Annotated in this window: 15 protein-coding genes; 2 read left to right on the top strand and 13 right to left on the bottom strand. The window is 48.3% G+C overall.

What is annotated here, in order from left to right:
• Positions 1 to 9: 9 nt before the first annotated feature.
• The 12 genes from P5G61_RS08235 to P5G61_RS08180 all read right to left on the bottom strand — a co-directional run bounded on the left by P5G61_RS08235 (position 10) and on the right by P5G61_RS08180 (position 15,675).
• On the bottom strand, positions 10 to 792 hold the full coding sequence (locus P5G61_RS08235; RefSeq protein WP_301246034.1) for an SDR family NAD(P)-dependent oxidoreductase: 783 nt from the start codon (positions 790 to 792) through the stop codon (positions 10 to 12).
• Positions 785 to 3,910: a beta-galactosidase subunit alpha gene (gene ebgA / locus P5G61_RS08230; protein WP_301246033.1), complete on the bottom strand. Its 3,126-nt coding sequence runs from the start codon at positions 3,908 to 3,910 to the stop codon at positions 785 to 787. The genes P5G61_RS08235 and ebgA overlap by 8 nt, the downstream gene beginning before the upstream one ends.
• Before the next feature lie 31 nt (positions 3,911 to 3,941).
• Positions 3,942 to 4,754, bottom strand: a complete 813-nt coding sequence (locus P5G61_RS08225; protein WP_024629878.1) for a carbohydrate ABC transporter permease — start codon at positions 4,752 to 4,754, stop codon at positions 3,942 to 3,944.
• Positions 4,754 to 5,740: a carbohydrate ABC transporter permease gene (locus tag P5G61_RS08220; protein WP_301246032.1), complete on the bottom strand. Its 987-nt coding sequence runs from the start codon at positions 5,738 to 5,740 to the stop codon at positions 4,754 to 4,756. Before P5G61_RS08220 ends, P5G61_RS08225 begins: the two co-directional genes overlap by 1 nt.
• A 24-nt stretch (positions 5,741 to 5,764) precedes the next feature.
• Entirely contained in the window at positions 5,765 to 7,027 is a 1,263-nt protein-coding gene (locus P5G61_RS08215) for an ABC transporter substrate-binding protein (protein WP_301246031.1), read from the bottom strand.
• 130 nt (positions 7,028 to 7,157) lie between these two features.
• On the bottom strand, positions 7,158 to 8,342 hold the full coding sequence (locus P5G61_RS08210; protein WP_301246030.1) for a response regulator transcription factor: 1,185 nt from the start codon (positions 8,340 to 8,342) through the stop codon (positions 7,158 to 7,160).
• Positions 8,320 to 10,065 (bottom strand): sensor histidine kinase, encoded by a 1,746-nt coding sequence (locus P5G61_RS08205; protein WP_301246029.1) that lies wholly within the window; start codon positions 10,063 to 10,065, stop codon positions 8,320 to 8,322. Before P5G61_RS08205 ends, P5G61_RS08210 begins: the two co-directional genes overlap by 23 nt.
• 192 nt (positions 10,066 to 10,257) lie before the next feature.
• A complete protein-coding gene (locus P5G61_RS08200; protein WP_301246028.1) occupies positions 10,258 to 11,964 on the bottom strand; it encodes an amylo-alpha-1,6-glucosidase in 1,707 nt (568 codons plus the stop codon).
• Positions 11,965 to 12,284: 320 nt separating this feature from the next.
• Positions 12,285 to 14,273, bottom strand: a complete 1,989-nt coding sequence (locus tag P5G61_RS08195) for an LTA synthase family protein (protein WP_301246027.1) — start codon at positions 14,271 to 14,273, stop codon at positions 12,285 to 12,287.
• A gap of 295 nt (positions 14,274 to 14,568) precedes the next feature.
• Positions 14,569 to 15,066: an antibiotic biosynthesis monooxygenase family protein gene (locus tag P5G61_RS08190; protein ID WP_301246026.1), complete on the bottom strand. Its 498-nt coding sequence runs from the start codon at positions 15,064 to 15,066 to the stop codon at positions 14,569 to 14,571.
• A gap of 92 nt (positions 15,067 to 15,158) precedes the next feature.
• The gene (locus P5G61_RS08185; protein WP_024629887.1) at positions 15,159 to 15,473 is read right to left on the bottom strand and encodes a hypothetical protein; all 315 of its coding nucleotides are present in this window, start codon (positions 15,471 to 15,473) and stop codon (positions 15,159 to 15,161) included.
• Positions 15,463 to 15,675 (bottom strand): helix-turn-helix transcriptional regulator, encoded by a 213-nt coding sequence (locus P5G61_RS08180; protein ID WP_024629888.1) that lies wholly within the window; start codon positions 15,673 to 15,675, stop codon positions 15,463 to 15,465. The genes P5G61_RS08185 and P5G61_RS08180 overlap by 11 nt, the downstream gene beginning before the upstream one ends.
• Before the next feature lie 169 nt (positions 15,676 to 15,844).
• Between P5G61_RS08180 and P5G61_RS08175 the strand changes: the two genes are divergently transcribed.
• Both P5G61_RS08175 and P5G61_RS08170 read left to right on the top strand, forming a co-directional pair.
• Positions 15,845 to 18,163, top strand: a complete 2,319-nt coding sequence (locus P5G61_RS08175; RefSeq protein WP_301246025.1) for a helicase C-terminal domain-containing protein — start codon at positions 15,845 to 15,847, stop codon at positions 18,161 to 18,163.
• Positions 18,164 to 18,334: 171 nt separating this feature from the next.
• The gene (locus P5G61_RS08170) at positions 18,335 to 19,807 is read left to right on the top strand and encodes an alpha-amylase (protein WP_301246024.1); all 1,473 of its coding nucleotides are present in this window, start codon (positions 18,335 to 18,337) and stop codon (positions 19,805 to 19,807) included.
• Between the two features lie 124 nt (positions 19,808 to 19,931).
• On the opposite strand, the gene P5G61_RS08165 is transcribed toward P5G61_RS08170, so the two are convergent.
• A complete protein-coding gene (locus tag P5G61_RS08165; protein WP_301246023.1) occupies positions 19,932 to 20,678 on the bottom strand; it encodes an MBL fold metallo-hydrolase in 747 nt (248 codons plus the stop codon).
• Positions 20,679 to 20,694 lie beyond the last annotated feature (16 nt).

Here is a 20,694-nt window from a genome sequence, read left to right as displayed (position 1 = left end):
TTACCCGCCCTAAGCGATTCCGCCTCCGTCAACAACGAGCACACTACCCGTTACCCATGAGGACAAATCACTCGCCAGGAATAATACGGCATTCGCGATATCACGCGGTGTGCCTAGACGCTCCAGTGGTCTGCCTCCTGCAGAGGCAACCAGAAATGCGGACTCATCTTGCTGCAGCTGCTTCGCTTCGTCACGCAGGAGCGGTGTATCCGTATCTCCTGGTGATACACAGTTGACTCGAATGTTCGCCGTACCATGGTCGATAGCCATAGCACGCGTCAAATTGACAACGCCTGCCTTTGCTGCGCAATAAGCTGCTGCGCGGTCTCCACCTTTCAGTCCCCAACCTGAGCCTGTGTTAATAATGCTGCCGCCACCGCTTTGCTCCATAATGGGAATGACATATTTAGAGAGCAGGAAGACGCCTTTGAGTGAAACATCTAATACAAGATCCCAGTCTCTTTCATCCAACTCGGTAACCGTTTTGCGGCGGATAACCCCTGCATTATTGAACAGGACATGAATTCCTCCAAGAACTGATTTGATCTCTGAGGCTGTACGTTCGCAGTCTGCAGCAGAGGTCACGTTGCAGCAGTAAAAGCTGGCCTGACCTCCCTGTTCACGGATACTGGCGACGGCCTCGTTACCCGCCGCCTCATTAATATCAATCAAGACAGCATGTGCCCCGAAGCTCGCCAGAAGCTCGGCGGTGGCCAGCCCAATGCCTGATGCTCCGCCCGTAATGACGGCTACTTTGCCTGATAAATTCAAAACATCCTGTGTATTAAGCATGTTGATCTTCCTCCATTTCATATTGCATCGCTTCTGTACCCATTCGGTGGCTAAGCCTTGCAGGAGAGCTATCCTCCGCCATATACGCCTGAAGCAAGATGCGGAACTGGAACGCTTCCGGCGTAACCGTATTCTCTGGGGACTGTGCTGGGCCGCAGCTGTTGCTTCCCAGTCCATTCTGTCTGTAATCCAGATTCAGTGTGATGAAATCACGAGGTGCCAAATCGCTCATATGCTGCGCCTTCTCCAGATCACTGTCGGTGTAACGTCTGGCGCTGAAATCAAGCGTTGGGGCTCCTGCTGCCAGGAGACCGATTCCTGCTCCATCGACTATCGACATCCACCTTACATCTGTCCGATTTCCGTTCTCCTGAGGATAAATATATGACGTGAATAATCCATCTACACTGGTCTGATATACGCCAAAGCGTCCAGCCTCCCGGCTATCCGAATAGCTCTCACCCGGTCCACGGCCATACCATTTCACCCGGTCTATATCACCGGGAACTTCCATTTGAAGACCGATTTTCGGGAGCATAGCGGGTGGTGTTCCTTTCGGCATTCCCTTCACATCTATAATGATTAGTCCACTTGCAGTAACTGTATAGGACGTTTCACAGCGGAAGCCCCAATCGTAGACAGGGGGTGCTATACGTGAAGTCCAAGTCATACGCACAGACGTTTCATCCAATCGATCCCAGCGGAAATCGTCTATCCGCTCGGTCAGTCGATCGAGGTGTGCCTTTCGCCAATCCGGGAGCACATACATATCGTTATCAATCGGAGCGCGCCAGAAATTCAGACGTGGTCCCTGTTGAATGAGTTCCTTTCCGTTCAGGCGAAGGGACGTAAACCCTGCACGTAGACGATTAAAAGAAATGCGGAAACTGTCATTCGCAAGGACTAGCTGGCGTCCTTCTTCGGTGACTGACAATTTCTGCTCTGCAGGCAGTTGCGATGGGGAAGAGACAGCCGAGCTTGAATGACTTGGCAGTGCAAACTGTGCCCAGGCTACCTCATGCCCTTGCGCCGCCCAAGCACAGTCAGCTGCCAGCGTGAAGCCGACATTCAGCCACATCTCTGTAGCAAAGACGAGAAGGGCCGACTGCTGATCTATCAAATTTGGAATGAACAAGTCTGCGCTATCACTTGGGCCAACCTGTGGAAGTATGAGTACACCGCTGTTAACCGTTCGTCCATCAGCCGTGACACTGTAGTGGACCTGCAGATGATCCAGTGTTACGAAATCATACCGATTCGTTACGCGAATCTTTCCTGCGTCTATCATTTCTACCTTCACAGGCTCGATAATTTTCTTATATTCAATGAGCCCCGGAGAGGGGGTGCGGTCTGGACGAACCAGCCCATCAATAACAAAATTACTGTTATTCGGTACATCACCGTAATCGCCGCCGTAAGCATAATCAGCCTTGCCATCGATTGTTGTTCTGCTAAGCCCATGGTCGATCCATTCCCAGACAAATCCGCCTTGAAGGCGCCGATAAGCATCAAAGGTGTCAAAATACGTTCGTAACCCTCCGGGTCCATTGCCCATCGCATGGGCAAACTCACATAGGATATGCGGCTTCGGATGATCGGTCAGTTGGCCGAAGCCTTCCATTTTCTCCACAGAAGAATACATCGTGCTCACCACATCACATACTTCCGCTTCACGGTCTTCTTCATAATGAATAAGTCGTGTGGAATCATTGGCTTTGCACCACTCAGACATCGCGCGGAAATTGCAGCCGAAGCCCGATTCATTGCCAAGCGACCAGAAAATCACGGAAGGGTGATTTTTGTCGCGCTCCACCATACGGCGGATGCGGTCAACATAGGCATCCTTCCAAGCCGGGTCGTCGCTAAGGCGTGAAATATTGCCGAGTGGCTCGAAGCCGTGCGTTTCCAGGTCCGTCTCTTCCATAACGTATAGCCCATACTCATCACATAGATCATAGAACCGCGGGTCATTCGGATAATGTGCCGTCCGCACCGCATTGATATTGTGCTGCTTCATCATTTGGATATCTTCGCGCATGGTGGATACCGTAACGGTTCGTCCCGTATCTGGATGATGATCATGTCGGTTCACACCTTTGAGAAGGAGCGCTACGCCATTCACCAAGAACTGCCCATCCCTGACCTCCACGCGGCGGAACCCGACACGTTGGGCAACAGTTTCTATAACCTGATTGTTCGAATCGACTAATGAAATGATCAGATGATATAAATAAGGAGATTCGGCATTCCATAAGGAAGGCTTCGCCACCGGCAGATTGAACTCAACGCTTGAAGAATGGCTTAGATTCTTCTCAGCAGACAGGATCTGCGTTCCAACTTTATTCAGCAGTTGCAACTGTACCTTGCCCTGAACTTCTTCTCCATTAAGGTCTAAGCGAACGGACAGTACGGCATTTGTAAACTCGGTATCTAGCTCGGTTATAACTCGATAATCTGTAATGCGTAACGCTGAAGGCTCGGAGACCAGATAGACATCGCGGAAAATGCCACTCATCCACCACATATCCTGGTCCTCCAAATAACTACCGTCGGACCACTGGTAAACCCGGACTGCCAAACGGTTAACTCCTGTCTGCAGGTGAGGGGTCAGATCAAATTCTGATGTCAGACGGCTGCCTTGGCTGTACCCGACAAACGAACCATTCAGCCATACATGAAATGCGCTATCTACACCGTCGAACTTAAGTGAAATAACTCTTCCGTCCCAATGGTCTGGCAGCGTGAATTCCCTTACGTAGCTACCCGTTGGATTATCATTAGGTACATGAGGAGGATCGACAGGGAATGGATAGTACAGGTCCGTGTAATGCGGATTTCCGTAGCCTTGCAACTGCCAGTGGCCAGGGACAGGGATATCATCCCAACCTGAGGTGTCGTATTCATTTTGATGAAAATCCGGGGGTGCCAGCTCTGGCCCCTCAGCAAATTGGAATTTCCAAATGCCATTCAACGATTTGAACCACGGAGAGCTTCCTCTGTCATAGCTCAGAGCACTTTCTGCATTAGAATGAGGAATAAAATAGGAGCGACTCTTCGCACGGTTTCTCTCCAGCACGCTGAGGTTATCCCAGTCGCGCTCAATGTTTATAACATTCATGATCGTCATCCCCTTCATCTATCTATGTGTCCTATCCTTTAATACCTGTCGTGGCAATTCCGCCGACAATGTAACGCTGGGCGAAGAAGAAAATGGCAAGCGGAGGAATCGAAATTAAGCAGGTGATGGCCATAATGGACTGCATATCAACACCGTACATGCCCTTGAATTGAGATAGGCCAAGCGTTAACGTATATTTCGTCTGATCATTCAGGAAAATGAGCGGTCCCAGATAGTCATTCCAACAACTCATGAACTGGAATACGGAGACCAGAATCAGTGAAGGTCCCATTAGCGGCACGATGATTCGAAGCAGAATCGTCATTTTACTAGCGCCGTCAATCGTCGCTGCTTCATCCAGCTCCCGGGGCAGGGTCATAATGAACTGCCGTAACAAAAAGATATAATAGGCAGAGCCGAACCACGACGGAATAATCAGCGGTTTGAGTGTGTTGATCCAACCCAAATAGTTGAACTCCATATACTGCGGAATCATCGTTACTTCCCACGGGATCATCATAGTCGCCAGGACGACAAGAAACAGGAAATCACGCCCTTTGAACTGGAATCTGGCGAAGCCGTAAGCGACGAGTGTGCAGGATATCAGCTGACCTATGGTGGATAAAACCGTAACGAGCAGTGTATTTTTCAAAAATAGATTAAAGGGCTGGATGTTCCATGCTTCTGCGAAGTTACTGAATTTCCATTCGGACGGAATCCATTTGGGAGGAAACAGATAAAGCTCCTGCGGTGATTTCAGCGCCGTGGTCACCGCCCAGAAGAGTGGCGCGATGAACAGCAGTGAGAACAAAATCAGCAACGCGTAAGCAAATACTTTTTTCATCAGGACCGCCCCCTTTTACTGGCTTTAAGCTTCTTCTGCGGGTTCTTTTTCATTTCACCTTCATAGAACACCCAGGCTTCCGAAGATTTGAATACCAGAAACGTCAAGGTAAGCACAATCAGGAACATAAACCAGGCGTTGGCGGCAGAGTAACCCATCTTGAAATATTTGAAAGCGTTCTCATACATATACATCGCATAGAAATAGGTTGATTTCATTGGCCCGCCTCCCGTGAGTAGAAGAGCCAGGGTTAGCTGCTGGAATGCTGCAATAATCGATGTGATGAGATTGAACAGAATGGTTGGCGTAATCATCGGAATGGTTACACTCAAGAACTTTCGGATTTTACCTGCTCCGTCGATTGAAGCCGATTCGTACAGGTCCTTAGGGATGCCTTTAAGTCCAGCTAGGAAAATAAGCATCATGGATCCTTGTCCCCAGAGACTGGCGACGACCATCGCAACGAGTGACCAGTTTGTATCATTCAGCCAATCGGGCCCCTGAATGCCAAGGACAGATAAGAAATAGTTGAGGATTCCATAGTCTCCGCTGTATACCCAGGACCAGATCATAGCAAGCGCCACACCTGAGATTACAGAGGGGAGATAAAATGCCGTACGAAAAATGGCGCTTCCTCTAACCCTTTGATTTAGCAGCATGGCAAGTCCAAGTGCAACTACAATATTGAGCGGGACGAATAGGGCTGCAAATTTCAGTGTTACAAATAAAGATTTCCAAAAAAGGGGATCATTCGAAAACATCTCTACGTAGTTGTCTATCCCGATAAAAGTTACTTTACCGACGATTGGCCAATCAAAAAATGAAATGACCAGTGAAAATAGCAGAGGTCCTAAAGTGAAGAAAACAAATCCAAATATCCATGGGAAGATAAAGAGGTAGGGGGCAAGCCCACCCCATTTTCGTTTTTTTAAGGCCTTAAGGGTAGCTGTCGGTTCCGATGTATTCTGCAGGTAGGTCTGAGCCATCTCCCAACCTTCTTTCTACAAGTGTTATTTCAAATATCGCTCGCTGTCCTTAACCGCCTGATTCAGCGCTTCTTGGGCATTGCTACCGTGCATGACGGCTTCCACCGCAGCCGACAGCTGTCGGTTCACTTCATTCCACTTCGGATTGAGTAGAAATGCAGGTGTGTTGTCCGAGCGCTCAAGCATCGTGTAATAAGGTTTGTAGAGTGGGTCCTGATCCTTCTTGAGCTCATTTACAACACTTTGTCGTACCGGCAGGTCAGCAACGCGCATTTTGATCGATTCATTAGAGACATAAAATTTAACGAATTCCCATGCCAGATCTTTGTGCTTGGAGTCTTTGGCAATAGACAGCGCAGATTCGGCCAATACACCTTTAACCGGTTTGCCTGGGAAAGCTGGAATTTCGACCGTACCTACATCAATTCCCGCTTGTTTGAAAGATTCGAGTGGCCAGATTCCGCTCTCCCACATAGCAATCTTACCGCCTTTAAAAATATCATCACCGCTTTGCTGGCCTTTACCACCTGTGAGCACGGCGGTGCCGTTCTTCACCATATCACCAAACATTTGGATAGCTTCAGCAGTTTCCTTACTGTTCATGTAGCCTTCAATGGTTTTACCATCCGGGGAAATAAAGGAGCCACCGTTGCTCCAGACGAAGCCCTGCAAGTCATACGTATCATTCTCGGCACGGGCACCAAAGCCGTACTGCTTCTTGGAATTGTCCGTCAACTTCTTCGCGATATCCTGAAATTCACTCCATTCCCATCCGTCTTTGGGATAAGGGACACCAGCAGCATCAAAGAGCTTCTTGTTATAGTAGACGACACGAGTCGTGAAGCCTGCCGGAATGCCGTACAGCTTATCGTCAATTTTTCCGTAGTTGAACAATCCTTTGTAAAAATCATCTATCTTCAGGTCTTTGTCCTTTTCTGCGAAGTTATCCAGGGGTTCAAGAGATTGATGGTAGGTAGGGAAGTCCCACATATACATGACGTCTGGCGGGTTACCGGCTCCAAATCCTGCGGCAAGCTTCTGGTCAAATCCGTCCGCATAGGCCTCAACCTGCACCTTTGTGCCGGGATGTTCCGCTTCAAACTTTTTGGCTATATCCTGCTCAATCTTGAGCGCGTCCCCCGTATCCCAGGTTGCAAAACGAAGCGTCTTCGTCTGATCCGAACCGCCGTTCTCCGGATTGGCTGTTCCAGCGTTACCGCTGCATGCAGACAGCATAGATACCATCAGCGTCGTTGTAAGGACAATGAGTAAAGTTCTCTTTTTCATATTGTCAGCTCCCCTGTCAATGAGGTTTATAATAATTGAACCGCTTTCATCGTAACTCGAATGAAAGCGGTTCAAAACGTGTATCTATTTGAATGTTGTTGTGATTTTGTTCGATTTATTGAAGCAGGTGTCAATCTGTTCGGGACTCGTCGTCTTTTTGTTGGGCACGGTAATGGCTCGGTGTCTGACCCGTACAGCGTTTGAACCATTTGCTAAAATATTTGCTATCTCCAAGTCCTGTCCGCTCCGCAATTTCCTGCATGGTTAGATGTGTATCCCGCAGTAAACCATAAGCAAGGCGCAATTTACGTTTATATTGGAAGGCAATGAAGCTATCACCGACAGCCTTCTTAAACAGAATGGAGAAATGACTGCGGCTGAGCCCAACCTCTTCCGCCAGTTCGCTGGCTGACCAATCTGCTGCGGGATTAGCATATAGTAGATTCACGGCTTTCCAGATCGGATCTGGCCAATGATTTACGGATATCCCATACAGCCTCTCTAGCTCAGCTTCTTTATGAAGGTTCTGGAACGCCTGCTTCAGATCATCACTGTGGAGCAACGATTCTTTGCGAGTCCATTTCAGCTGACTGAATTTGCTCTTGCTCTCTACCAAAAGGCTGTCTGCAGACCCTCGCAGCGAATCAGGAACGATCCAATAACAGTATTCTTCTCCATATGGAATGATCGTACCCTCGCACATACTACGGTCATTCTTCTCAGCACCCTGTAGTAGACCGGTCCAAGAGGCTCCGCATTCTATTGTTCGAATCAGATATATCAACAGCGGCTCACCATTAAAATGCCATAGACCGCCATGCAGCTTCTCCAGCTCCTCTGGAAATTTACAGCTATGCCCGTTCAGCCATGCAAAGAGCAGCGTTTCCATGCGTTCTTGATCCTTTGGAGAGGGCGGAGGGGAGACCGACAGCTCCTGCTGGAACTTATTTAACATTTCTTCAAGTTCTTCGTCCTCAAAAGCGGTCTTCAAGAGATATCCGGATGCCCCAAGTTGAATCCCCTGTTGTGCGTATTCAAAATCCCGGTGGCAGCTGAGCAGAATTATTTTGGTTTTTGCCGACATCTCCTTTATCTTGCGAGACAGCTCAATCCCATCCATCTCAGGCATTACAATATCTGTAATGACAATTTCAGGCCTATGCTCCAGAAAGGCTTCCCAGGCTTTTTGTCCATTGGGTGCGTCAGCTACAACTTCCATTCCGAATTTCTCCCAAGGTACGGTCGAGCGTAGACCTTTCCGTACAATGCTCTCATCATCTGCAATCAGCACCTTAATTCTCTTTGCTGTATCCATCCGGACGCTCCTCCTCTTTGGGCCAATGAATGACAATCGCTGTGCCCTCACCCTTAGTCGAATGTACCGTAAGCCCGTACTGTGGGCCGAAATGCAGTTTGAACTTCTGGTCTGCGTTCTGTACGCCTAATCCTCCGCGTCCACGCCGTTTCGGGTCTGGCAAAAGCAGACGCTCCCGTTTTTCTTCCGTCATACCCGCTCCATCATCCCTGAGAGTCAGCAGAAGCTCATCCTTTTCTACGATGACATCCAGCTCGATTTTACCTATCCCGTCCGTGAAGCCATGGAAAAAAATATTTTCAAACAGAGGCTGCAGCGTCATACGCGGGATCAGATATTGCTTCAGCGAGTCTTCACAACTTAGCTCATAGCTGAAAACATTTCCGTACCTGATCTCCTGAATTTTCAGGAAATGCTCAATCATGCGTAGTTCTCTGCCCAACGTGATCAGTTCCTGCGATATATCCAGATTTCCTTCCAGCACCATCGTTAAGTGATATAACATCTGACGAATATCATCAGCACCTTCCAGACGGGCCTTCCACTGAATGGAGTTCAACGTATTGAACAGCAGATGGGGGTTAATCTGATAATGGAAAGCCTTCAGCTCCGCTTCCTTCTTGAGTCGTTCGCTCTGTTCCACTTCTTGCACGAGCGATTGGACACCGCTTACCATCCGGTTAAAGCTCATATCAAGGCTGCCCAGCTCATCTCTACCTTCGATTGGCATTCGTGTATCCAGTTTACCGAAGCTGACCTTCTGCATTGAATCCTTTAGCGTACGAATACGCGCTGTAAACCTCGATGAGAACAGATAGGCGAGTCCAAAAGCAAGCAGACATGAAATAACTGCCACGACAATGGTATTCGACCGAATAATGCTCGAGGACAGGTAGAAGGCTTTGGCAGGCAATCTTGCTTCTATGGTCCACTGGTTCACGGCAAGGGTCCGGTTCCATGTAATGTCACTATCCTGCTTCGTAAAAGCTGAAGCGCTCTCATATACAAGCCTTCCGTCCGAAGCTTTAATGGTCAGATGTGACTTCGTATCTGTCTCAAATAGTTTGAACATATGAATCAGTTCCTGCGCATTCTCCTCTATGAGTATGGTACTGCCGTTTTGCGTTCCGTTGGAATTATGGATCGGAACAGCGAGACCAAGGACGGGGAGATTCGAATCGCCTGTGCTGCTCATTGCGTGATTTTGCATATAAAAGCCGAGCCAGTATATTCCTTTATAAGAAGCAGGTTTTGTTTTCCATTCTGGAATATTTTTTAGTTTCTCAACATTCAAATTGTTCTCTCCATAATAATAGCCAGAGGGTGTAATGATATAGATTCCTGCGGTTAGATCCGTCCGCAGCGATTTGAGTAGGGCTTCAAAGTCATTCTTCTCAATGATTTCACTATAGCTCACAGGGGCCTGATTCCTTAAATCTGTATGGGCGGGATCAAGTAAATACGAGTAGATCGTTTCACTCATTTGTTTCATTCGGCTTAAAGATGAACTTGTTTGTTGCTCCAACTGTGCTACGGCATTTTCTCCATATTTGCCAAACTGGGAATTAATAATTTTGGCAGATTGGTAATAGGACAACGCACCAAGAGAGAGCAGAGGAATCAGAGTGACGATGAGAAAACAGAAGAGCAGCTTGGTTCGTATACTGCGGTAGGAACCAGAGAAAATACGTTTATTAAGCTGCCTGATCCACTGGACGTTCATAAACGACTTCCCCTCTCGCTATAACTATATCTACCTGCATTCTAGCATGGACAGATAGTCTATAGAAGAATCCAATCATTTCATGGTAACGCTTTCAAATTGCTGTGTGCAATAAAATTTTTCGGGGAAAAGGGAAAAGCACCTCCCCGGAAAGCTGTTTAAAACAGCAGCCGAAGACGTGCATTATTCGTTTTAGGTTGTGTACTCGTGCCCAAGGATCAGGAACACACTTGATGTCCATGTGAATGCCCTGTCGCGTAGGCCTTCACCACTCAGCGCGTCGAAGTTCTCCGCCATACCACTCCGGCTAAGCATATTGCAGAAGCGGCGTGATACTTCCTGAGCAAGCTCCAGGTCGCCAGCTGCGGCTACGCCTTCCACGAGCAGCATGGTCGAGGGTGCCCAGATCGGTCCGCGCCAGTACCCGTCTGGTATATAGTAAGGGCTGCTTATGCTCTCGGTCGCCCAACCATTTTCCGTCAGGAAGCGATTCTCCTCCCCGAGCCCTTTCAGAAGAACATCTCTGATTGGTTCCGGCAGGCGTTTACCAAGTAGAATCGGAACGAATAACAGCAGACTGTCTCCAGCTGAAGGCTCATGTGTACCTGAACGTAAGGAGATAAATCTTCCATCTTTCCAGAAGTGGCTGATCATCTTCTCCAATGTATCATCCGCCAGCTTTCTCCATTCAGAGGATTCCTCGGTAAGTCCAAGCAACCCAGCAATTTCAGCAAGAAGCTCTGTCTGGATAATCAGAAAGGCAGCTAAATCCGGACTTTCTACGGGAATTCCATTATTAAATGCTGTACTGTTATCCCAGCCGGAATCATTACCGTGGTTATATTGGGGAATCCCGTCACCATCATCATCACGATACCGGAACCACCATTTCGTCCACTTGGACAATGGACCATACACTTCACGAAGCTGTGCCTCGCGGATATAGTCCGTACGTTTCATCATCCAGGCCAGTGTCCATCCATGAATAGGAGGTTTGTTACAGTTCCAAAGTTCATATTTATCGTTCACAAAGTCAGGAATTAAGCCACTCTCATCTTGTCGATCAAAAAAGATCATGAATTGGTCCCATGCAAGCTTTGGATCATGGCGAACAAGCGCCATCGCATTGAAGCAGTGGTCCCAGCTCCATATATTCGTCATCCAGTTCTTCGACATATACATGGCTGGACGCGTCAGGCATCCCTCCGCTGGAACAAGGCAGGACCAAGTAATGTAAGCCGCGAGCTCCCGTGCATCCTGCCAGCGATCAGGGATCGCAAGACTACTGTCAAGCCACTGGTTAAATTCAGTACGGATCGCCTCTACGTCATCATCAAAGGACTCCCAATTTGGCCGAGGCTCCCATACTGTGCGGAACTCCTCAACGGCAAACTCCGTCGTATTTGTGTCCATATCCACGGTGAACTCTGCAATCACCCGTGAGCTCTTGATCTTATCCCACGGCACTTCCATCTTCATTCTGCCCACAAGTCCAGTCAGCATAAAACGGCATTCATGAGTAAAGCTGTTCACTTCCCAGCTATTCTTATTCACTTCATATGCATAATCATAGGCTGCCGGGATAAAGGTTAACCGGATCCCGCAGCCTATTGATCGGAATCGGACGGTATGACTATCCGAAATACAGATTTCGGCAAAGATCGGCGTCACTGGTGAATTCAGCCGGACGATTTCGGGAGAAGCTTCTGCCGTGAATGGAATCGTCTGATTCTGCTGATCCAACAGTTCAATGCGGAACGCCTCACCAAATTTATCATCTCCACCCCGCACAGTTCGTAGGTAGAGGCCCTGCTGTCTATTTTTGCTTTCAGGTAGAAGAGAGACAGCAAGGAACGATTCTCTGCGGCTGAAAGGTACAAAGTTCAGGTCAAATTTCATAATGCTCCTCCTTCAACAAGGAATAATACGCTTTCATTGTAAACCGCTGCTCAAGGAACAGGAACGTCCAGGTGTCTTCACTAAAGAGGGGAATTTGTTGGCAGAGGAATACTTGAGTGATTATAGGTGTCTTTTTGTTAGAGGATTGGGGGAGGAAGTGTTAGATTATAAAAAAATAGCTGACCAACTGGAATTATTTCTGAGGTTAGATGGAATGGAAAGAGCCCATGAATCAGGCCGTATTAGACCTTTCCATGGGCTCTTGTCTTTTTTATCATTGGATTGAATAGTTAAAATATAAGTTCATTATGCATGATGAATCATTTCACTGCATTTCGATCCGGTAACTGACTCAAGTAACTGTTGGACAAGTGTAGAAGATCCAATGCTCGTTCGTACTGTTCCTTCGTAATATATTCGGAAGCGGTCGATTTCTCGTTCTCTTCTGTTGGCATGACGGATGCCGGTTCTGCGGGTTCATCCTTCAGACTGTTCGAATGCGTCTCCTGATCACGATCTGCTGAAACGAAATCCTGTCTCCCGGCATCGGCAAGAGAGTAATGCGTACCATCACCGTATCCCGTCTCAGGAACGAATAGTGAAGCATCGTTTAATACGGAACCGGAGGGCAGATAATAGCGCTCTGGCAGCAGATTATTTCCCTCACGCAGCAAATCCTGCCCAAAATACAGTTGGTTCTGGAGAGAGGCACCGGTTAACCCGGCGATCGTAGGCAGAATATCCACCTGTCCTCCGATCTGCTCCAGCTGAGCTGCCGGCGTGATGCCAGGAGCCGTTACAATCAGTGGAATATTGATCATGTCTGCGGACGTGTACTCCCGACCGTAAATTTCCTGCATCAGTGTCTCATCGGTCCGATCCAGTGAGTAGATAGGTAGACCCAGATGGTCACCGTAAACAACAAGCAAGCTATTTTCCCATAATCCGCGTTCTTTCAGTCCCTCAATAAATTGCCCCACCGCCTGATCGGCATAATGCTGGGATACAAGATAATCCCCAGGCAACGTATTATTGAACCGTTCTGGCAGCGTCAGACTGACCTTATCTTTTGGTAAATGGTAAGGGTGATGCGCTGACATGGAAATAATTTGTGCATAGAAGGGTGACCCTGTGTCCTGCATGGCCTCGAGTTTATCGAGTGTCTTGCTGTACAACACTTCATCCGATGCTGAGAAGGCGATGGAATCCTCTGTTCCGAAATATTTAATATCATAATAATGGTCGAATCCGAGCGCCCTGTATAACTGATCGCGATTCCAGAAGTGCACATCATTCGTATGGAATGTGGCTGTCTGGTAACCGTTCGCGGACATTAGTCTGGGCAGACTTGGCAGCTCCTTATTGGCATAGACTGTAGTTGCGGCTCCGTTGGGTGGTGTATAAAACGACGTATTCACCACAAACTCGGCATCCGACGTATTTCCCTGTCCCACTTGCTGATAAAAGTTGGGGAAATACAGGCTTTGTGCGGCCAGCTCATTCAGATGGGGTGTAACTTCCTGTCCGTCCACCTGCAATCCGATCAGAAAGTTCTGGAATGATTCGAGCTGGAGGACAATGACGTTGCGCCCCTTGGCTGCGCCCTGCTCCACAACAGAAGGTAATGCGGTCGTTTGTTTAATCTCGTCGATATGTTTCTGATCAATTTGATCAAGGGGCACGGGTTTATCCGGCCGATCCGCCAGGATGGTGTATGCTTCATATCCGAGAATCCCCATTTGCTCCGCTTGTGTGATCTCGCTCATGCTTGCGCGATTGGGGTATATATTGAGCATGCACAGTATCATCGACAGGATCAGAATGACAGAGGCAATTCGTCTTCTGGCGCTTCGTTCAAGCGGCACTCTGCCTGGACGTTCAGTCCCGCCGAGCTTGATTCGGCGACGAATCAATATCGCTGCGATAACCAGAATATCTGCAAAAATAAACAAATAATATGGGTCAAGCAAAGAGAACATGCTGCTCTTGACCGAAGTTACCTGATTAACCTGTGCGAGCGCGTGATAATTGACGATAACACCATAATATTTGTAATACATGATGGCTGCGAAGAAGATGCCCGATAGCACCAGATTTAGTCCGAGATACAGCCACATCCGGCGTTTGGCTGCGAACCACTCAATCAGACAGAAGCAGATCCAGATCAGCGGCAACTCTGTCAGCAGCGGTTTCCAGACGGGGATGTCATCGAAGATCACAATCCAGGCCAGAGAGCTTTTGATCATCATAATAACGGTGAACACTATAAACGGTCCGCTTAGAAACCGGGTGAGTGAATTGCGTGACAAGATATCGCCTTCCTTCCTTTCCGAAGTTTCATTTAACAAGTATTATGCTATCTTATGGCATGTCGTGTCAAAAGCACCTGACTTCTTAACCTCTCGCAGCTAGTAATTATTGGAAAAATAGAGGTGGACTCGGAGTCATTCCGTACCACCCAGACACAAAAAAGCCCCTTCCATTAAGAAAGAGGCGGGAAGGGCTGTCATTTTGAAGTGCAAATGAACCTGCCCAAAGCATGATCGCAATACATTTGAAACTTGTACATCGTGGAGCACCGTATCAGGTTTGCTCCCCGTTCATTTACTCTATGGTGAATGTCGTGACGAATGATGGTCTTGGAAACATGCTGGGCTTCTGTGCTGTCAGCCCTTCACTACTGCTGCGGTTGCGGTGAGCATGGTTATAGGCTTGGGACTGCTGCCAGTTTTTGAAATGATCTTCGGACTGCCAAAGGGTAAGTACTACATACGTATCATCCTTCAGCGGACGAAGCACACGAATACCGACAAAACCGGGTTCGTCTTCCACTTTGCGTGCACGGTTTTTGAAGCGTTCCTCGAAGTCGTTCCGTCCATCTTCTGTTACGGGTATGTTGTTCAGAACAGCGTAACCGCCGCCTGTCCAGGAGCCTGCGGCATCGAAGGCCTCATATGCCGCTACGTTGTCATCGGACTCGATGTTCATCAAACGTTCTGTCGATTCAATGGCCAAACGAACCTGTTCCTCGCTGCGCAAAGTCAGATGCGGATATGCAGCAAGTGCATCCGGAATCGGTGAAGGGACCAAATAGATATACATAGAAGCTGCCTCCTTATTTACGTACATTCTTCCTCAAGATAGCATATGGGAGGGGGCGAGTCCAATCGGTTCACATGTATCGGACAGGTGGGCTAATTCTGAGCTGAGTAGTATAGGTTTGCTACAATAGAAGATAAACAATGAATGACAAACACTGCAGTAATAATGAAAAAGGAAAGCGATATCCCGTCTAGCATAACTACGAGGATCCACGCCAGAGCAAGACTGATGGTTGTTGCATTCCAGGAGAAGGCCTTTGCTCTCGTGATACAATAAAGGTACCGCTCATCCAGTCCGTTGTGCTTTTTTGCAATCAACCTTGTGAAAAAAATAATGAGTATTGCAAATAACAAACCAGCTACAATTCCACCGATCCCGATCATCCGATTCAGTAATTCAGAACTCAATATTCTCATCTCCTTCAAAAATAAATAATTCCTCGATCTGACAGCCAAATAATTGGGCAAGCTTGTGAGCAAGCACAAGAGAAGGTTTGTACTTTCCGGATTCCAGCGATATGATGGTCTGCCTGGAGACCTTTAGTCGTTGAGACAGTTCTTCCTGTGTGATGTGCATATGTATTCGTTTGTCTCTGATTAAATTGTGCAAGTATATCCTCCCATAAGTAAAGTTCGCTTTACGTAAAGTTAACTTTACTTATGGGGCGATGGGATGTCAATCTTTCTTCATAATATTTTCCACTTCTTCAAGGTGATGCTGTGTCCAAAAGCATATTTCATGATAAAGTATAGTCACTACAAACAGAACGGGTGATCGCATGACAACCGCAATTCGAATATCAGTCAGGCCTTTGGTGGAATATGTGTACCGCAGTGGTAGCATACGTCCAGGGTTTCGCACCAATGCATCGATGCAGGAGGGAACCCGGATACACCAGCGGGTGCAGAAGGATTACACAGAAGAGGATCTGAAAGAAGTGGTTCTCGAAGTGGAGCTGCAGCATGGAGATTTGACCTACGTGGTGGAGGGACGTTGTGACGGGCTGATTCGTCTGGATGGTCAACTGACGGTGGATGAGATCAAATCCACTGCGGGAAATCTGGACGATCTGGGCGATGGGGCCCCGGTACACTGGGCTCAAGCCATGATGTATGCCTATATGTACGCGGTTCAGCATGATGAACCCCGTATGCAGGTACAGCTTACGTACGTGAACACTGTGAACAATGAAGAAAGACGTTTTCGGCGGATGCTGGAACGGCAGGAGCTTGAGCAGTTTGCAGCAGAGCTGGTCGCTGGCTATGCGCCATATGCTGAGATGATTGTGGCCTATGAAGAGAAGCGCGATATAAGCGTGCGAGAACTGCCTTTTCCTTTTCGCAAATACAGGGAGGGACAGCGCAAACTGGCAGGAGCGGTATATAAGACGATTCGCGAGGGGCAGGGACTGATGGCGAAGGCGCCAACGGGTATTGGCAAAACGATGTCGGTACTCTTTCCCACGGTCAAGGCGATTGGTGAAGGGGAAGCCAAACGATTGTTCTATCTGACCGCAAGAACAACGACGCGTGTTGCGGCAGAAGAGGCGTTTGCCCGGATGCAGGCGGAAGGGTTGAAGATGCATGTGATCAGTCTGACCGCGAAGGACAAGATCTGTTTCAAGGAAGAGGAAGCCTGTGATACGGGACAATGTGGCATGTGTGAAGGATACTATGACCGTATTAATGGAGCTGTGCTGGATATGCTGGAGCATGAGACGTTAATGACACGTCCGGTTATTGAACAGTACGCGCGCAAGCATCGGGTGTGTCCTTTTGAATTTTCACTGGATGCTGCGTATGCAGCCGATGCGGTGATCTGCGACTATAACTATATTTTCGATCCGCGCATCTCTCTCAAACGCATGTTGGAGGAGCAGAAGCGTAAGACGGTTCTACTGGTCGATGAGGCGCATAATCTGGTCGATCGGGGCCGAATGATGTTTTCGGCAGAGCTGGAGAAGGCGGTCTTTCTGGATGTCAAAAGGGAATTCCAGACGCTGGGCAATAGTGTGACCGCTGCTAAAGCCATTGCTGATCGTACGGGTGCCATCGATAAATATTTGATCACGCTTCGCAAGAATGGCGGGGAAGAGGGCAAATTGCTGCAGCAAGAGGCGCCAGAGGAGCTGATTGAACTGCTGGAGCCTTTTGTCATGGTTGCGGAGCAATGCCTTGTTGAAGGCGGTTCGGGAAATGCTGAGACGGATGAATTGCTGCTGGAAGCCTATTTCACCGCACAGAATTTCCTGCGCATTGCCAAGCTCTACGATGAACGCTTCATTACCTATGCGGAATGTGTGCGAAGTGAAGTACGAGTGAAGCTGTTCTGCCTTGATCCATCCGTGCTGCTGCGACAGACTGCCAAAGGGTTCCGTTCCACGATTCATTTCTCTGCGACATTGTCACCCCTTGGTTATTACCGGGATATGCTAGGTGCGGAGGAAGAAGATTATACTTTGCGTATTCCTTCGCCTTTCCAGCGGGAGCAGCTGGATGTAAGATTGCTGCCATTATCGATTCGCTATCGGGACCGTGAACGTTCCAGACAGCCTATTGCCAATATGCTGCGCCAGTTGGTTGCAGAGTGGCCCCATAGCAACCTGCTCGTCTTTTTCCCATCCTATCCGTATATGCGGGAAGTGCACGGGACGTATATGGAACAGCCGGGGGAGGCAGAAGTCGTAATGCAGGAGCAGGGTATGAGTGAAGAGGAACGGGAGGCGTTTCTGAACGCATTCCAGCCCCATCCTGAACGAACACGATTGGTGTTTGCTGTTATGGGTGGTGTGTTTTCCGAAGGTGTGGATCTGCCGGGTGATCGTCTGAATGGAGTTGTGGTCGTCGGGGCCGGACTTCCCCAGATTGGTCTGGAGAACAACGTACTCCGCGATTATTATAGTCGGACAGGGAGAAACGGATTCAATTATGCCTATGTTTTCCCCGGTATGAACAAGGTATTGCAGGCAGGCGGCAGGCTGATTCGTACGGAAGAGGACAAGGGCGTGTTGGTACTGGTGGATGATCGTTTCACCGAGGAGCCGTATCGCTCATTGCTGCCTGAGGAATGGCAGGACTACACACGGATTTCACCCTAATAACAATTTATAGCCAAAGAACAACCGAGAATTTTTCAGCTTTCTTTTCTGTGCATGATTGAAGCATAGGCCGAAAAGGGTATTACTTGGATAGCATACGAAGAACGAACAAGGACGATAGAGATCCGTGCCATGGTCCGCTTCGAAAGCAATCAAGGAGGTCGGTTGGGAATGAAGAGAAATCATACGATGATGCAATTTTTTGAATGGCACCTGGCCGCAGACGGAAACCACTGGAAGCGATTAGCTGAAATGGCGCCAGAGCTGAAAGCCAAAGGCTTCGACTCCGTGTGGGTGCCTCCGGTGACCAAAGCCGTATCTGCCGAGGATACCGGTTATGGCGTCTATGACCTGTACGATCTGGGTGAATTTGACCAGAAAGGCAGCGTACGCACCAAATATGGCACCAAGCAGGAACTGGTCGAGGCGATCGCCGAGTGCCAGAAGAATGGTGTTGCCGTTTATGTGGATCTGGTAATGAACCATAAGGCCGGTGCGGATGAGACGGAAGTCTTCAAGGTGATTGAGGTCGATCCCAATGATCGATTGAAGGAAATCTCCAAACCGTTCGAGATTGAGGGCTGGACGAAATTCACTTTTCCGGGCCGCGGGGATCAATATTCCTCTTTCAAATGGAACGCTGAACACTTCAACGGCACTGACTATGATGCAAAGGAAGAACGGAGCGGTGTGTTCCGCATTGCAGGGGAGAACAAGAACTGGAATCAAAATGTCGACGATGAGTTCGGCAACTATGACTACCTGATGTTCGCCAATATTGATTACAATCACCCGGATGTAAGGCAGGAAATGCTCCAATGGGGAAAATGGCTCATCGATACACTGCAATGCAGCGGTTTTCGTCTGGATGCGATCAAACACATCAACCACGAATTCATTAAGGAATTCGCTGCTGAGATGCTCCGCAAACGGGGGCAGGATTTCTACATTGTAGGTGAGTTCTGGAACTCCAATCTCGATGCATGCCGTGAATTTCTGGATACGGTGGACTATCAGATTGATCTGTTCGATGTGTCCCTGCATTATAAACTTCATGAAGCCTCTCTGGCTGGCCGGGACTTTGATCTTTCCAAGATTTTTGATGATACCCTGGTACAGACGCATCCAACACATGCCGTAACGTTTGTTGATAACCATGATTCCCAGCCGCATGAAGCGCTGGAATCCTGGGTAGGCGATTGGTTCAAGCCGAGTGCATATGCGCTGACGCTGCTGCGTCGTGACGGTTACCCAGTAGTCTTTTACGGTGATTACTACGGCATTGGGGGTCCCGAACCTGTTGAGGGCAAGAAGGACATTCTGGACATTCTGATGTCCGCCCGTTACGACAAAGCGTATGGAGAGCAGGAGGATTACTTCGACCACGCGAACACGATTGGATGGGTACGTCGTGGGGTGGAAGAAATCGAAGGCTCCGGTTGTGCAGTAGTTATCTCGAATGGTGATGATGGTGAGAAAAGGATGTTTGTTGGCGAACACCGCGCTGGCGAAGTCTGGACCGATCTGACGAACAGCTGTGAGGATAGTATTATGATTGAGAAAGATGGCTGGGCTACCTTTCATGTATGTGGCGGGGGTGTCTCCGTATGGGCGCTCCCGGATCAGGGTGAGCAGGGAGAATAAAATATACAGCACTAATCAAAGAGGGTGTCTCATTGCCGTGGAAATGGCTCCGGGATACCCTCTTTGGGTTAATTTGGTTATTAGGAAATGGTTCCCCATGTTTCGTTCTCGTTCAAAAACAGAACTACACTCCCAATTCAAATGACTCCAGCGTGCCAGCCATTCTTAGATCATGCTCTTGATTGAACTGTGCCCGTTTGTCCGCATCGGCGTATTCATCATGATAATGCATCAGCACGGTTTTCTGTCTTATTTCGGAAGGCAGCTGTTGCAGATCTTTTAGTGAGGTGTGTGATTTGATCACCAGGTCATGCATATGACATTCATGGAAAATCAGCTGTACGTTTGCGGCGGCCTGTTCTACCCTTTCCTGATCCAGCGTGCTATCCGCGCTATAGTAGAAGTAGGGCTTCGCAAGCAGGCCATTGCTGATCATGCCCGGCACGTGTTGTGTTCGAAAAGTCTCAAACGTCACGCCCCCCAGCTCAAATGTGCCTCCATCCGGTAAAGGTACGATATAGTAATAGTCGCTCATCGTACGCTCTCCATCGGTTGTATAACGCATACCTGGGGATAAAATATTCCATAACGGATCAACCAGCTCTTCGTGGATAAACAGACGTGGCTTGCGGTCGCCCACAATCTGTGAATAATATCCGAGCATCTGTACCCCGTTAATATGGTCTTCATGCAGATGGGTAATAAACACATTGTGAATATTCGTCATTGGAAACCCGTATTCTTTCAATGCTTTCGCATTCGACTCTGGAAAATCAATCACCAGATGGGTATCGCCGAATTCAGCCAGCATACTGTTGTGGTGCTGCTCTACGCTGAACATGTCTCCTGTACCGAGAAATGTAATTTTCATTGAATTCATCTCCTTC

Source organism: Paenibacillus vandeheii, assembly GCF_030433635.1.
Classification (GTDB): Bacteria; Bacillota; Bacilli; order Paenibacillales; family Paenibacillaceae; genus Paenibacillus; species Paenibacillus vandeheii.
Note: the sequence above shows the minus strand (reverse complement) of the source record. Positions and strands in the feature narration are given on the sequence as shown.